The organism is Vibrio mangrovi (assembly GCF_024346955.1).
Taxonomy (GTDB): Bacteria; Pseudomonadota; Gammaproteobacteria; order Enterobacterales; family Vibrionaceae; genus Vibrio; species Vibrio mangrovi.
This window is the reverse complement of the sequence record NZ_AP024883.1, coordinates 1631524-1646468: the sequence shown is the minus strand read 5'-3', so window position 1 is coordinate 1646468 and position 14945 is coordinate 1631524. Positions and strand designations below refer to the sequence as shown.

The 14945-nt window shown below is 46.9% G+C and carries 11 protein-coding genes; 5 read left to right on the top strand and 6 right to left on the bottom strand.

All coding sequences use genetic code 11. From position 1 onward, the window contains the following. Positions 1-89: 89 nt before the first annotated feature. From OCU74_RS07425 to OCU74_RS07410, 4 genes are all read right to left on the bottom strand, one after another. Positions 90-1979 carry a methyl-accepting chemotaxis protein gene (locus OCU74_RS07425; protein ID WP_087479117.1) on the bottom strand — a complete coding sequence of 630 codons (1890 nt, stop codon included), beginning with the start codon at positions 1977-1979 and terminating at the stop codon, positions 90-92. 487 nt (positions 1980-2466) lie between these two features. Beyond that, positions 2467-3057, bottom strand: a complete 591-nt coding sequence (locus OCU74_RS07420) for a PqiC family protein (protein WP_087479116.1) — start codon at positions 3055-3057, stop codon at positions 2467-2469. Continuing rightward, on the bottom strand, positions 3054-4715 hold the full coding sequence (gene pqiB, locus OCU74_RS07415; RefSeq protein WP_087479115.1) for an intermembrane transport protein PqiB: 1662 nt from the start codon (positions 4713-4715) through the stop codon (positions 3054-3056). Before pqiB ends, OCU74_RS07420 begins: the two co-directional genes overlap by 4 nt. Then, entirely contained in the window at positions 4712-5962 is a 1251-nt protein-coding gene (locus tag OCU74_RS07410) for a PqiA/YebS family transporter subunit (protein WP_087479114.1), read from the bottom strand. Before OCU74_RS07410 ends, pqiB begins: the two co-directional genes overlap by 4 nt. A 560-nt stretch (positions 5963-6522) precedes the next feature. On the opposite strand from OCU74_RS07410, the gene OCU74_RS07405 reads away from it, so the two are divergent. Both OCU74_RS07405 and OCU74_RS07400 read left to right on the top strand, forming a co-directional pair. Next, positions 6523-7923 carry a hypothetical protein gene (locus tag OCU74_RS07405; RefSeq protein ID WP_234993512.1) on the top strand — a complete coding sequence of 467 codons (1401 nt, stop codon included), beginning with the start codon at positions 6523-6525 and terminating at the stop codon, positions 7921-7923. Between the two features lie 70 nt (positions 7924-7993). Further along, complete coding sequence (locus tag OCU74_RS07400) at positions 7994-8749, top strand: alpha/beta fold hydrolase (protein WP_234993511.1); 756 nt, start codon at positions 7994-7996, stop codon at positions 8747-8749. A 45-nt stretch (positions 8750-8794) separates the two neighbouring features. Here OCU74_RS07400 and glk read toward each other — a convergent pair whose 3' ends face one another. Both glk and OCU74_RS07390 read right to left on the bottom strand, forming a co-directional pair. Beyond that, positions 8795-9772 (bottom strand): glucokinase, encoded by a 978-nt coding sequence (gene glk / locus OCU74_RS07395; protein WP_087479113.1) that lies wholly within the window; start codon positions 9770-9772, stop codon positions 8795-8797. A 332-nt stretch (positions 9773-10104) separates the two neighbouring features. Further along, complete coding sequence (locus OCU74_RS07390; RefSeq protein WP_159457369.1) at positions 10105-11088, bottom strand: LacI family DNA-binding transcriptional regulator; 984 nt, start codon at positions 11086-11088, stop codon at positions 10105-10107. A 263-nt stretch (positions 11089-11351) separates the two neighbouring features. On the opposite strand from OCU74_RS07390, the gene OCU74_RS07385 reads away from it, so the two are divergent. From OCU74_RS07385 to OCU74_RS07375, 3 genes are all read left to right on the top strand, one after another. Beyond that, positions 11352-12485, top strand: a complete 1134-nt coding sequence (locus OCU74_RS07385; protein WP_087479111.1) for a Gfo/Idh/MocA family protein — start codon at positions 11352-11354, stop codon at positions 12483-12485. 76 nt (positions 12486-12561) lie between these two features. Then, positions 12562-13809 carry an MFS transporter gene (locus OCU74_RS07380; RefSeq protein WP_087480058.1) on the top strand — a complete coding sequence of 416 codons (1248 nt, stop codon included), beginning with the start codon at positions 12562-12564 and terminating at the stop codon, positions 13807-13809. Between the two features lie 58 nt (positions 13810-13867). Further along, positions 13868-14932, top strand: a complete 1065-nt coding sequence (locus tag OCU74_RS07375; RefSeq protein ID WP_200807639.1) for a sugar phosphate isomerase/epimerase family protein — start codon at positions 13868-13870, stop codon at positions 14930-14932. Positions 14933-14945: the final 13 nt, after the last annotated feature.

The window sequence follows — 14945 nt, the reverse complement described above, 5'->3', positions numbered from 1 at the left end:
TAGCGACTCTGTAATAAAAAACCCCAATCATTTCTGACCGGGGCTTTATATTTTCGTTCAATTCACCTTCATTGGTATTTTCCGGTGTTTCAGAGTTTAAACCGTGAAATTTCCCGTCCCAGTTCAGTCATCAAACGGTGCACTTCCTGAGCTTCTTCGGCTGCAATCTGTGCTTCATGAGTCATCTGGTCACTCACTTCCCGGACGGATTCAGTATTTCCATTGATATCCGCAGTCACCAGCGACTGTTCTTCCGCTGCGGAAGCAATCTGTGTCGCCATATCACTAATCATGGTGATCGACTCACTGATCGCATGTAGTTTTTCACCAGTATGACTGAAATCCTGCACACTATTTTCAACCAGATGGTGACTTTCCTGCATCACACTCACTGCATTGGTTGTTACTTTCTGCAAACCTTCGATCTTAGACTGAATCTCTTCGGTGGAAGCATGAGTTCTCTGAGAAAGAACCCGGACTTCATCGGCAACCACAGCAAATCCACGTCCCTGCTCTCCAGCTCTTGCAGCCTCAATCGCAGCATTCAGTGCCAGCAGGTTAGTTTGTTCCGCAATGGCACGGATTGTCGACAGAATGGTTGAGATTTCGTTCGCGTGAACTTCAAGATCTCCGATAATTCCTGCAGCCCGGTTCAATTCTTCCGCCAACTGGTTAATGGACTGCATACTCTTCTGCATTTGTTCATAACCTTCGGCACCCAGCTCAACCGACTGATTGGCACTTTTCGCTGTATTTTCAGCATTTCCGGCAATTTCAGCGGTTGCTGAAGCCATCTCAGTAACTGCTGTTGCCACCATGGTGATCTCATCCTGCTGAGTTCTCAACTGCTTACTACGCTGAGCCGCTGCAGATGCAGCACTGTCGGCTTTATGATTCAGGGCAATCGATACATCACTGACTTTTTTCACCATGACGTGGAGACGATCGACAAACTTGTTGAACCGGTCGGCCAACATCCCCAGTTCATCCTGACTGTTGACTTCCAGGCGTTTAGTCAGATCACCATCACCTTCAGCAATTTCTGCCAGAGCCGAGCCAATAGCACCAATTGCACTTAACTGTCTGGACAATACCCATGATGTCAGCAGTGCCATAACAATCAGGATGACGATAGCAATCGTAATCTGACTTACCAGCAAAGCATTCATCGGTTTTTCCAGTGTCGCCTGATCCATAATCATGATCAGCATCCAGTCAGTATGCTCAATACCTTTACCCATCACGACTTTGTCTTTTCCACCGATATCGATAAACAGCGGCTCTCCGGAATCGGACGCCTGAGACAGAGACTGAACCGTCAACTGTGGAATCGCTTCACTGATTGGCTTCAGGATCAAATCTTTATTGGGGTGGGCAACCACGGTTCCCTTTTTATTGACCAGAATGGCATATCCGTCTCCCAGCACCGACATTTTCAGTACATCACCGATTAAGCGGTCCAGAGCCAGATTCGAAGCTGCCACCCCGATTAGCTGGCCATTCTGCCGGACTGGATCGGCAAGTGTTACAACCAGAGTTTTCATTGTGACACTGATATAAGGATCGGTCGTTACTGCTTTATCCTGTGACTTCGCCAGTTTATACCAACCCCGGACCCGAGGATCGTATCCCGGTTTATTCAGGGAAGGATCCTGTCTGAACATTTCACCTTTTTCATTACCGTAATAACTTAATCCGAACCCGCCAGACTTCAGTGTTTGTCTTAAATGAGGTACAACATCCAGCGTAGGGTTCTGCTCAATTTCCTCTTTCAGCCCTTCAATTGCGAGTTGCTTATCGTGGAACCACTCACTAATCCCTTTAGCATAAGCCTGCAATGTATGTTGACTCTCACTTTGAATCGCCCGCCAACTGTCTTTCTTAAAAGACTGATAACTGACAATAACCAGAATTACTGCCGTTAGAGTAATAGCAGCAATGACAGAAAGAACGATCTTCCTTTTCAAGCTAAGTTGCATAGGAAGCACTCCTTAAATTTGTGAAACAATCTATCGTCTTGTTTTTATTTACAACACATCATGGGATCAGAGAAAAAGTTCCCCACTGCATGACACATGTTTTCTACTTATTAACTATAGGTGAACAATATAAAGATAGAAGAAAGTATCTGTGAAACATCTCTAAATCAGTCACGTTACCGTGCATCAGATTACCTATGTTACCGGTCACATTAAATCATTACCTACTCATAAATGCTATCCCAGAAAAAATGAATGTCTTATTTTTGTGAAATAGTAATGAGATAAAAATCATCACCGGACATCATTTTAGCGGTTTGAATCACGCATTCTTTAGTGAGAATCATAAAAATAACGGTTATTTCATTAATAAATCATAACCCGGCACCCTGAAATACAAGATGCAACGGTTTTTCAGAACATTAATACCGGGAAAGCACAATCGGAATGCCCGTGCCGGTATCCGCCACAGGATAAAGTGAAGAAATCACTTGAGGTGAGTCAGGGTGACAGCAATCGGGTCAATCACCTGTTCCAGCCAGATACGGGACAACTGTTTTGTCATTGCCGGATAACCGTTTTCCTGCATCAGCACTGATTTTTCAAATGATGCTTCATGCAACAGTTGTTTCGAGTCCGACCAGAGTGACCAGTGTCCGGAGGCGATAATTCTACCCTTCATATCGGCGTGAAAGTTATACACCTCGATATCGAGTAATAGTTTCGGCCGGATATACTGATATGAAGGAATCCATGTCAAAGCAGGTAAACGCTCTTTCAAACGTCTCAAGGTCATCTTTTCCAACTGAGAACTCAGAGACTCCGCCCACAAATTCTGTGATGCCAGATAGACCTGTCCATCCGGATCAACCATTACGATATTTGGCTTTTCCAGATATCCCGGCATTTTGATCGCTTTAATCTGAATCGGTTGCCGGATCTGCGGTTCGTGCTGCATGGCAGGAACAGTTTCAGACATCGGCAACAGATACTGTGTGGTTTCTAATGCGGAACTTCCCGAACAACCACCGATCAGAGCCAGCATCATCCATAACAAAAGTACACGTGCTGATATCATTCACTTCTCCCCTTTGTCGCCTGTGGCTCAATATCCTGTTCATGCTGCTTACCGAAAATAATCGAGTTCGGCTGCTGACGCAGATCCTGTAACAGTGGATACAATGCTTCAAGATTGCGTTGCACAGCATCAAGGCTTTGCTGAATATTCTGCCCCAGAGCACCCTGAGCCTGATAGTCACTCAGGGTCTCGTTCAGAGTTTCCAATGCAGTCACCAGTCTGTCAGGGACAGCCTGAGTTTTTTCCTGCTCCAGCAACTGTTTCAGGTTCCGGCTGGCGGCATGTAATTCTTTGAGCGTATCATCGGCAGAAACCAGCGTTTTATTCAGTTGTCCGACCGTCTGCTCGACCGGCAACTTCGCCAGACGATCCAGAATCAGCGTGACTTTTTCCTGCATGGAAGCCAGAGAGCTGCTTACTGTCGGGAAGAGCGGGTAGCCATGATACATCGTTTCCTTCAGTGGCGCGGGATCTTTGATGAACGTGATCGAAACGACTTTAGCACCGGTCAGCAGATTACTGCTACTCAGCGTCGCCCGCATTCCTCCGGCAAATCCTTGCGCTAACATTTTCTTCCACTCATCCAGATGAATCTCCGTATGACTGAGATGAGATTCAATTCTCTGCGGTTCAAAACGAACCAGAATCGGTATCGACTGCATCCGAATATCTTCAGCACTCTTGATTGCCCCACCATGGAACGGAACTTCTTTGACAGTGCCGAGACGAACACCGTTATATTCCAGCGGCGCTCCCGGCAGCAGTCCGCTAATACTGCCCTGAATCAACATGACATAGTCGATATATTTGTCATAACGGTTATTCGCTGCAGCATCTTTAGAAGAGAAAAGCCGGAACTCAGTCAGATCCTCCACAACTGTTCCTGTACTCTGACTATTTGTCATACCAAATGAGATTCCGCCGGAAATAAGAGACTGCAAAGAATCCATACGTACTTCCAATCCTTTTGCAGTTCCTTCAATCGACAATCCCGGCGTCATCCAGAACTGAACATTACTGTGAACCAGAGCATCATAAGGTGCGTTGATAAAGATACGGTAAGTGATCGCTTTTCGTTCCACATCGAAATCAACTTTCTCAATATAGCCGACCTCGAAACCACGGAAATGTACCGGTGCACCGACCTCCATTTTGGCATTATCAGTCGAGTAAAGCTTCAGACGGATTCCCTGATTATCTGCTGTCGATAATGGTGGTTGTTTCAGCATCTCAAAATGCTCACGCCCTGCGCCCTGCTTTCCCGGATTAACATTAATAAAAGCACCGGACAGGATTGTTCCCAAACCGCTGATCCCTTCTTTACCGACTCTGGGTTTCACTACCCAAAACTGAGTCTCGCTATTGAGCATTCCTTCGGAGCCCTGTTGCATCCGGATTCGGATAATTGCATGATTAAAATCATCGCTGAGCCGGATATCGGTCACTTCGCCGACATCCACATTATGGGCTTTCACCTTGGTTTTTCCCGCTTCCAGACCATCCGCATTTTCTGCCACAACCGTGATCTCCGGCCCCTGTTGAGACCAGTTTTCAACAAACATCCACACGGCTACAATGACTGCGATAAAAGGAACGAACCAGATTGAATTAAAATGCATCCGGCGTTCGGATTTCACAGAAGATGATGAACGACTCAAATGGTGATCTCCTCAGATTTGTCCCAAAGCAACCGGGAATCAAACGACATTGCAGCAAGCATCGTCAGAATAACAACAGCAGCAAAAGAGATTGCTGCAACGCCGGGAATAATATTCATCACAGCACCAAGCTGGACCAGTGCCGACAAAATAGCAACCACAAACACATCAACCATCGACCAGCGCCCGACAAATTCTGTCATCTGATAGATTCGTTGTGTCTGCTTTTGCTGAAGCAAACCGGCAGAATGGAAACGGGTTTGCCAGCATAACCAGAACAGTGCCAGAATTTTTGCCACCGGTACCAGAATACTCGCAACCAGAATCACCATAGCCACCAGATATGATTTCAGTCCCCATAATAAAATGACACCACCCATGATGGTTGATGGCTCGCTTCTGCCCAGAAATGTGGTAATCATGATCGGGAACAGATTGGCAGGAACGTATAAAGCGCAGGCAGCCATTAATAAAGCAAGCGTATTGCCCAGACTTCCTTTTTTACGGTGATGCAAAACATGATGGCAACGCTGACACTTATGTTTCTGTTCCGGAACCAGAGCACCACAATACTGGCACCCTTTCAGCCCCTGAGATAATGCCGAGGCCTGACGGACAGCCACTTCTGGAGCCGGTCCACATAATCGGTACCAGATCCAGCGTTTATCGACAAATGAAGCCGTCCTGACCAGCAGAATAGTAAAGGCGCAAAAAGCCCAAAAGGACAATCCCAGCTGGATATCCGCCAGACTATGCAGTTTAACTAAAGCGACCAGACCACCCAACAGAAAAACATCAACCATCAGCCAGGGTTGTAATGCACTCAATGTGTGTAGCAGTCCGTAATAGCTCCGGCGGATTCTCCCTTTCCGCATGGCCAAAGCAATCAAAATCACCGCCGTCAGATAAACGATCGGCAAAACCAGTAAGGTCAGTGTGACAATAATACCGAGGGAAATATAGTGCTCACCCATCAGGCTGTAGATACAGTCCAGCAGGGTGATCTGCTGGCTGGTGCCGCTTGAAGAAAATCCCAGAAACACAAAACACAGCGACATGATAAACATCAGTGCCGCCGAACATCCGTTGCTTAACAATTGTGATGCGGCATTGGGATGTAAGGTAATAATAGTATGCCCGCAACGGGCACAGTGCAGTTGATCTCCTGCCCGCATCGGTGAAATCACATTCACCCAGTCACAGTGATCACAAGCTGTTGCATATTCGTGGAAATCTACATCACTCATCCCTGTCCCTCTGTCACTGCCGAGTGACTTTGTATACCCGATTGCCGATGCAAAACGACAATGTCTCAATACGCTGTTTCACCTCAGCTATCGACGAAACTGAATCCTGAGGTTATTGGGGTATATAGGCTATTTTTCGCGACAACGCCCGTTTTCATCATCGAGTTTACCTACGATTCTGAACACTGTACAAGTGATTGATACCACAAATTTATGGCGGCCGTTATTCTATTTTGTGCACCAATGATGCGCTTCAAGGCTTACTCTTACAGTGATACGCAGCTCTGAGACTGAAGGAACGCTCTCTTAGACCAATCCACAGCACAACACCATATTCTCAGGGCAAAGAACCTTTTATTCTCAAAAGTGAGTCAGTAAGAACAAAATATTGCAAAAAAAATCGTACAATATCTAAGCAATCTATTGCTGTTATTTTTGTTAATGCGTATGATTAACGGTATACACCCCGAAGCATATGCCGGTAATTATCTGCCCTGTTTCTCCTGCCTTACGGCATGCTTTCTGGTTCGACGGCGTATTCTGAAGACATGTTCACGGGTGTGAAGAACACAATTGCCGGGTATCATCCTTACCTTCTGGTCATGATATTAACGGTTGGCGTAGGTTACTTTATTTATCGTGGCAGATTCGAAATGAAAGAAAAAATAGCAAACGTCTGTGGCTGGATGCTGATGCTTAGTCTGAGCATATCCGTCATCTCTGCCTTCAGTGATCTTGTTCCGGTGTACTGGGCCGGAATTCCCGTCTGGCTCGCTTCCTGTTTTCTGCTCCCTTCACTCAAAACGACCCAAAAAAGACAGATCTTCATTCTGCTGGGCGTCGGGCTGGCCGGTCTGTTGTTCGGTTTGTTAAACCATGCTGATTTCACCTACATTTTCAAGGCGATGGAAGCCAATCAGAAAGTCATTAACATGTTGATTGGTGTTGGTTTCCTGAAGATTTTTGCAACTGAGAATATCCGTACTCAGGAAAGTTTACCGAAAGGTAAAGGCGCACTTCTCCGTACATTACTGGGCACACACCTGTTCGGGGCAGTCCTGAACATGTCCTCAGTGATTATTGTTGGTGACCGGCTGGCAAGTCAGAGCCGGGTCACGCCACTTCAGGGAATCTTACTCCTCAGAGCGTTTTGTATCTGTGCCTTTTGGTCGCCTTTCTTTGCAGCAATGGGACTGGCACTGCTCAGCTCTCCCGGAGCCCAGCTCAGCACACTGGTGTTATACGGCATTCCTATCAGTATCGCCGGTATCGCCTTCAGCGCATGGGAAATCACCAGACAACCCGACGTGCGGGAGCTACACGGCTACCCGATTGCAATACACTCGCTCTGGATGCCTTGTCTGCTGGCATTTATTGTCATCGGTATGCATGAATGGCAGCCGCAGATCAGTGTTCTGACACTGGTGACACTCACCGCAATTATCTTTACCTTCATCTGGCTGATGACAACACATGGCATCAGAGGATTATTCCGCTTTCGGCAACACATTGAATCCGGTATTGCCGGTTCTGCCGGGGAAGTCGTGCTGTTTGCTGCCGCAGCGTTACTCGCAGCCGGAGTCGCCGCAACGCTTTCCTCGCTGAATATTCAGCTCGCTCCAACTCATTTTGGCCCAATGGAAGCCAGCATCACCGTTTTAATTCTGGTCGGGCTGGCAATGACCGGTATGCATCCGGTAACCAGCGTGGTGCTGGCTGGTAGTTTGCTCTCACCATCGGTCAGCGATCCGAATCTGCTGGGAATGACATTATTAATGGGCTGGTCACTCGGTATCGGTCTCTCTCCTTTCTCCGGCGTCCAGCTCAGCATCCAGTCCCGCTATGAAATCAGTGCAATCAGCCTGCTCAAAATGAACTGGCGCTACGCAATTACCATGCTTTTTCTCTGCTTCGCCCTGCTGTGGTTCTATACTTTTCATACCGGAGGATTAATTCTCTAACGGCGGTTGAATCCCGTCCGGTCAGTACGAACTTTAACCGCAGCGCAAAACATTTGCAGGCATGTCAGAAATGAACGGAAAAAAAGCATCGGTGTGTTCCGATATGATTTTGATCCGGGGATTATTCCGGGGAAAATATCACTGGGGGATATTTCCGGATGTGTTACAAAGCCGTTTCCCACACAAGAATATTATTCTGGCCGATATCGCCGGATGTGGTGAACGCTCTGCGGAACGTTCACCCAATACAATTGAAGGCATGGTTGAAAGTATCCGTGCCCGCCTGAAACCAGCCGGAAAAATCGACATTATTTCTATATCAATGGGAGGTATGATTGCCCTGAAATGGGCGGAACTGTATCCGGAAGAAGTCGGGCATCTGGTTTGCATCAATACCAGCACCAAAGAGTTCACACCATTCTATCAACGCTTATTGCCAAAGAATTACCTGAAAATCATTCGGGCGCTGTTCTCAAAGCCGGCAACACGGGAAGCATTGATTTATTCTATGATTTCCAACCAGCCACTCAACACAGATATCGTGAAACACTGGACATTACTCAATCACCGTTATCCGATGCAGCGCATGAATTTCGTTCGTCAGCTCACCGCATCGCTGACTTTTAGCGGGAAACAACCTGACTGCCGTCTGTTGTTCATTTCTTCCCTGAAAGATCGTCTGGTCAGCTATAAGGCAACTCAGGCTATGGCGATGCACTGGCAGGCCGATTTTATCAGCAACCCGGATGACGGGCATGATATTCCTTTAGATAATCCGATATGGTTGTGTGAACAACTGGCCCGGTGGCTGTCAGAATGTGAATAAGCATCATGCTCAATGACGACAAGCTGACAGCCTCCGGAAGCCGTTTTATTGGTGGGAAAGAGAAAGCCCTAGTGACTGTCTCAGATAAGCACCGGCACCGAGTAATCCCGGCTCTTTGTGGGTGATCAGGAATACAGGAATATCCTGTAAATATGTGTTGAACCGTCCTTTGTCTTCAAAAGCCGCCCGGAATCCGGAATTGAGGAAAAACTCAACAAACCGGGGAACAACACCACCGGCAATATAAACACCGCCAAAGGTTCCCATATTCAGTGCCAGATTACCGGCAAAACGCCCCATCAGCACACAAAACAGTTCCAGAGCCTTCTTACAGTCCGCCTGACTGTCTTCCAGTGCGTTTTCAACAATATCCTTCGGTTCATACGCTTCCGGCTCACGGCCGTCAGCACGCACAAGACTGTGGTAAAGATTCACAATCCCCTGTCCGGAAAGACAACGTTCAGCAGAGACCCGGCCAAACGCTTTACGTAACTCTGCTAAAATGCGATCTTCTTCCTGACTGCCGGGTGCAAAATCAACATGCCCACCTTCACCGGGAAGACTCAGCCATTCATTACCAGCCTGCAGCAAATGTGCAACCCCCAGCCCCGTACCGGCACCATAGATTGCGATCGGTTTCCCCTGAACCGCGGTTCCCGGACCGATTTTAACAACATCGGATTCGCTCAGAACCGGAATTGCCATCGACACCGCCGTAAAATCGTTGATGACCTTAAAGGTCTCAAGACCGAGATTACTCTGGAGTGTCCCGACTGAAAATTGCCAGCTATGATTGGTCATTGAAATCCAGTCGCCCTGAACCGGGCATGCAATCGCAATACAGGCTTGTTTAATTTCCGCTTCTGATTCTCCAATATAATGCTGTATCACCGATTCAAGACTGGGATACTCGGCACAGGCATATGTTCTTGCGTGACTGACTTTCCCTGTAGCAAGTTCACACAACGCCAGCCGGGCGTTTGTTCCACCAATGTCGCCAATCAAAGCAAATTGATAGGGCATAAATCCTCCAACTTTTATTTAAATCCCAAACATACAAATTAAAAAACTCTGGCAATTTCCTACCAAGAACAAACAGGTTCCGCCTGAAAATGTAATGACATTATATCTATTACATTTTACTCATCTGCTACGTCCCTGACATTGTCTTCTCTGCAGGTTACTTCCATGATTAATCGCCGTATTCTATCCACTTCTGTCCGGCGAACCTGAGAGATTCGTCAAAGCCGGATAACAAACCTATGATTGCTCAGGTAGCGAAACCGCATTTATCACATAAATGCATAATTTCCTGAACAGACTGAATAAAATCCGGCCAATAAAGGTTAACCAGTCTAAGCAGAATCCCGGATAATTAAAGAATGGTTAATCTGTTTAGAAGTCACGTCCAGCCCTTCAATGCGCTGGATCAGCATTTTCATTGCGGTTTGTCCCATTTCAAATGTCGGCTGAGAAATAGTGGTCAGTGAAGGTTCAAACATATCTGCAATTGGAATGTCATCAAAACCGATCACGGCCACATCATCAGGAATTTTCTTCCCGATGCGGAAAACGGCTTTCATCACCCCAATCGCCAGTGTATCGGACACTGCAAATATTGCAGTCGGGGGATTTTGCAGTGTCAGCAAACGTCTGGCAGCAAGCTCTCCCAACGGATAGTCGATACCGCCGATGGCCTGAAGATAACCCGGTTCAATGGTTAATCCTGCGCTTTCCATTGCTGCCTCATAACCTTCCCGCCGTTGCCGGGCATAGATATAACGTTCGTCAGAATTCACCATGGCAATCTTCGTATGTCCCTGAGAAACCAAATAGAGAACTGCATCTTGTGCCGCTTGTTTATGGTCAATGCTGACGTAGGCAACATCTGAATCAGGGACATATTCCGAGCAGTTAATCCAGGGCAGTTTGCTGATTTTTCCCGGCAGTTTCATCTGTTCATTCATTGGATCCAGACTAATCACACCGCATACCTGATTCTGTTCAAGCATATCCAGATAACGAAGTTCAACCCAGCTTTCTCCCTGGGTATTGGTCAACATGACAGAGTAGTTTTTCTCCCGGGCAGCAACTTCAATTCCGGTGACGATTCCACTGTAAAAAGGGTTATTGATATCAGGAACCAAAACCATCACAGGTTTGGTACCGACAACTTTCGATCCCGGAGTTCCGGGTAATTTATAGCCCAGAGCTTCAATAGCTTGCTGGACCTTTTCTCTGGTATGTGGCCGTATCGACGGGCTGTCATTCAGAACCCGGGAAACAGTTGCAGTTGAAACCCCTGCATACTTTGCCACATCAGCGACGGATGGACGCATATTATTGCCTGTAATCATGATGTTGTTATTCAAAACTAGAGTGAATTTAGCATGTATCTCTACATCTCTCTACCTATCCTCAATAGCACCATTTTGAGCATGAATGTGATGAATTTCACATTAACCTGCCTATCTGTGATAGAGACCATGAATTTTGCCGGAAAACTGACTTAATTCTTTTTCTCAGCGAATGCATTGTATACCATCATGAAACAAAATGTAATGTTACATTAAATGTTTCATCAACAAGTCAAGGAATACAAATGAGCAGAGCGAACATTAATGCGGTCATCATCGGAACCGGTATGATCGCGCATGTACACTTTCGTTCACTGAAAGCAGCGGGTGTCAATGTGGTCGGTTTGGTCGATGCGAACCGGGAACAGGCAGAAGCAGTTGCTAAATCATGGCAAGTGCGTGTTTTTGATAATGCACAGGAAGCCTTTGATTCAGAAGAAGTTAATGTCATTCATGTTTGTACACCAAACCGATTTCATTACGAACTCGCCAAGGGGGCACTGATAGCAGGTAAACATGTCATCTGCGAAAAGCCACTGGCAACAACTCTTGAAGATGCGCTGGAACTGAAAGCACTGGCAGAACAGCATAATGTGGTTCATGCAGTTCCATTCGTCTACCGTTATCACCCGATGGTCCGGGAGGCCAAAGCCCTGATCGAATCAGGAGAAACCGGTGCGTTACATTTGATACATGGTAGTTATCTTCAGGACTGGTTACTGGATCAAACCGATAATAACTGGCGGGTTGACCCGAAACAGGGTGGCGCATCACGTGCATTCGCCGATATTGGCAGCCACTGGTGTGATTTGGTTGAGTGGATCACGGGCGAGCGTTTTGTCGAACTTGTTGCCAACTTCCATACAGCGCAGTCAGAACGCAACAGCGATACAGCAGAAACATTCAGCAGCCACCACACCACCGATGAAAATGCCGAAAAGGTCAAAGTCACAACCGAAGACATCGCCACACTGCTGATGCGAACCAACAAAAATACACCGGCAACTCTCACCGTCAGTCAGGTTTCAGCCGGACGAAAAAACCGTCTGTGGTTTGAGATCGACGCCAGTGAACAAAGTATCGAATTCGATCAGGAAACACCGGAACAACTATGGGTCAGCACTCGTAAATCGAGATCGTTACTGGTCCGTGATCCCAGTCAGGGCTCTGATGAACAAAAACGTCTCTCTCTGACTCCGGCCGGTCACGCTCAGGGGTACAGTCACTGCTTTGATGCCTTCATCAAAGATGTCTACGACACCATTCTGGGTGAATCACCTTTGGGGGTTCCAACGTTTACGGATGGTCTGCGGGCTGCCCGACTCATTGACGCATCATTGCGCTCAGTGAAAGAGAAACGGTGGGTTTCTGTCGAATAACCTGAAATGTTAATTAACTAAACACTAATAACCTGGAAACAACCCTACATTTTCACCATTGAATATGGATAACAATATGAAAAATAATACATCTATTATGTCCAGACTTCGTACCATGATGTTTATGCAGTTTTTCGTTTGGGGTGCCTGGTACACTTCAATCGCTGTATATATGTCTGAAGTCGGCATGGGCGATCTGACCCACTGGCCATATACCGTAAACCCAATCGCTGCCGTCATTGCTCCGTTTTTTATCGGTTTGATTGCAGACAAGTACTTCGCTACGCAAAAAGTACTGGGACTCTTACATATTGCCGGAGCAGTCTTTCTGTTTCTGGCCCCGTCGACAATAGAAAATCCCACGGTTTTCATCATCATACTGCTGATTTATAACCTGTGTTACATGCCGACTCTGGGGCTGTCCAACTCGATAGCTTTCCGTAATATCGATGATCAGGAGAAACAATTCCCTTCGATCCGGGTATTCGGCACAATCGGCTGGATTGTCGCAGGTCTGTTTATCAGTTTTGTGCTGGGCGGAGCACTCGGTATTACTGCTGAAAAAACAGCCCTTCCTTTATATACGGCAGCCGTTGCCAGTGCTCTGCTGGGGCTGTACAGCTTTACCCTGCCGGATACGCAACCCGAATCATCAGGCAAACAGATTTCGTTTAAGGAAATTTCTGGCCTGAGTGTCGTGAAAGATCTGGCAAGTCCGGCATTCTTTGTCTTCATGCTGGCATCATTCCTTATCTGTATTCCACTGGCAGCCTACTACAACTTTACCCAACTTTTCCTGAGTGCCATGAATGTTGAAAATATCGCCGGAATCCAGACTCTCGGTCAGTTTTCCGAAATCATCTTTATGCTGCTCATGCCACTCTTCTTCCGTCATCTGGGTGTGAAGTGGATGCTGGTTGTCGGCATGTTCGCCTGGGTACTGCGTTATGCACTATTTGCTATCAGTGCACCGGATTCTGTGATGTGGATGATTATGCTTGGTATCGCGCTACACGGTATCTGTTATGACTTCTTCTTTGTTACCGGTCAGATCTATATCGACAAACAGTGTACCGATAAAAACCGCGGGCAGGCTCAGGGACTTCTGGTTCTGGTCACTTACGGTATCGGTATGTTGGTAGGCGCACAGGTTGCCGGAATGATCTATAACCGCTTCCTTGACGGACAAGCAGCACTGACCACCGACAACTGGGCAAGCTTCTGGTGGTTACCAGCATCTTTTGCTGCCGGTATCGCACTACTGTTTATTCTGGCATTCAAGGAAAAAAACACTAAAAACGCCAGTCAGGCGGAAGCATTGTAATTTTTGATGAGGGAGATGGAGAAACACCACTCTCCCTCCATTATTTGAGGTATTCGTTATGAGTCACATGAAAGGTCCGGCTATTTTTCTTGCTCAGTTTATTTCCGATGAGGCACCTTTTAATACATTAAGAGGCATTGCGGAATGGGCAGCGCAAAAAGGCTATAAAGCTGTACAAATGCCGACACTCAATCCGGAGATTTTCGATTTAGAACGGGCAGCAGAAGATCAAAGCTACTGTGAGAATATCCTTGCAGTCCTGCAAGATTATGGTCTGGAACTGAGCGAACTCTCTACCCATATTCAGGGGCAGTTGGTCGCAGTACATCCCGCTTATGACCCACTCATGGATCAGTTTGTGCCGGAATCGCTGCGTAACAACGGTCCGGCACGTACGGTATGGGCAACTGAACAGTTAAAACTGGCTGCCAAAGCATCAGCAAACCTTGGGTTAACCGCTCATGCAACCTTTTCCGGTGCGCTGATGTGGCCTTACGTTTATCCGTGGCCGCAACGCTCAGATCATCTGATTGAAGATGGATTTGCTGAACTGGCACGTCGTTGGCTGCCGATCCTCGATACCTTTGACCATTATGGTGTCGATGTCTGTTTCGAACTTCATCCGGGAGAAGATCTGTTTGATGGTACGACTTTCGAGCGTTTCCTCGCAGCAGTCGATCACCATCCACGGGCAAATATTCTGTACGACCCTAGCCACATGCTACTTCAGGCAATGGATTATCTGGGGTTTATCGACAAATATCACGACCGGATTAAAGCCTTCCATGTCAAAGATGCAGAGTTTCGTCCGAATGCATCACAAGGGGTGTACTGCGGTTATGCAGACTGGACCAACAGAGCCGGTCGCTTTCGATCTCTCGGAGACGGACAAATCGACTTTACACAAATTTTCAGCAAACTGACTCAGTATGACTTTTCCGGTTGGGCAGTCCTGGAATGGGAATGTTGTCTGAAAGATTCAGAACAAGGCGCACAGGAAGGAGCAGAATTTATCACACGACACATGATTACCAAAACCAGTAAAGTTTTTGACGACTTTGCCTCTGGAGAGAAAGACCCTCACATTAACCGAATACTATTAGGGGTTGATGATCTTTCGTGATGTTTTGCAGCAA

Coding starts and splice junctions, on each gene's coding strand:
- OCU74_RS07425 (WP_087479117.1), bottom strand. CDS start 1,979: ATGCAACTTAGCTTGAAAAGGAAGATCGTTCTTTCTGTCATTGCTGCT.
- OCU74_RS07420 (WP_087479116.1), bottom strand. CDS start 3,057: ATGATATCAGCACGTGTACTTTTGTTATGGATGATGCTGGCTCTGATC.
- OCU74_RS07410 (WP_087479114.1), bottom strand. CDS start 5,962: ATGAGTGATGTAGATTTCCACGAATATGCAACAGCTTGTGATCACTGT.
- OCU74_RS07400 (WP_234993511.1), top strand. CDS start 7,994: ATGAACGGAAAAAAAGCATCGGTGTGTTCCGATATGATTTTGATCCGG.
- glk (WP_087479113.1), bottom strand. CDS start 9,772: ATGCCCTATCAATTTGCTTTGATTGGCGACATTGGTGGAACAAACGCC.
- OCU74_RS07390 (WP_159457369.1), bottom strand. CDS start 11,088: ATGCGTCCATCCGTCGCTGATGTGGCAAAGTATGCAGGGGTTTCAACT.
- OCU74_RS07385 (WP_087479111.1), top strand. CDS start 11,352: ATGAGCAGAGCGAACATTAATGCGGTCATCATCGGAACCGGTATGATC.
- OCU74_RS07380 (WP_087480058.1), top strand. CDS start 12,562: ATGAAAAATAATACATCTATTATGTCCAGACTTCGTACCATGATGTTT.
- OCU74_RS07375 (WP_200807639.1), top strand. CDS start 13,868: ATGAGTCACATGAAAGGTCCGGCTATTTTTCTTGCTCAGTTTATTTCC.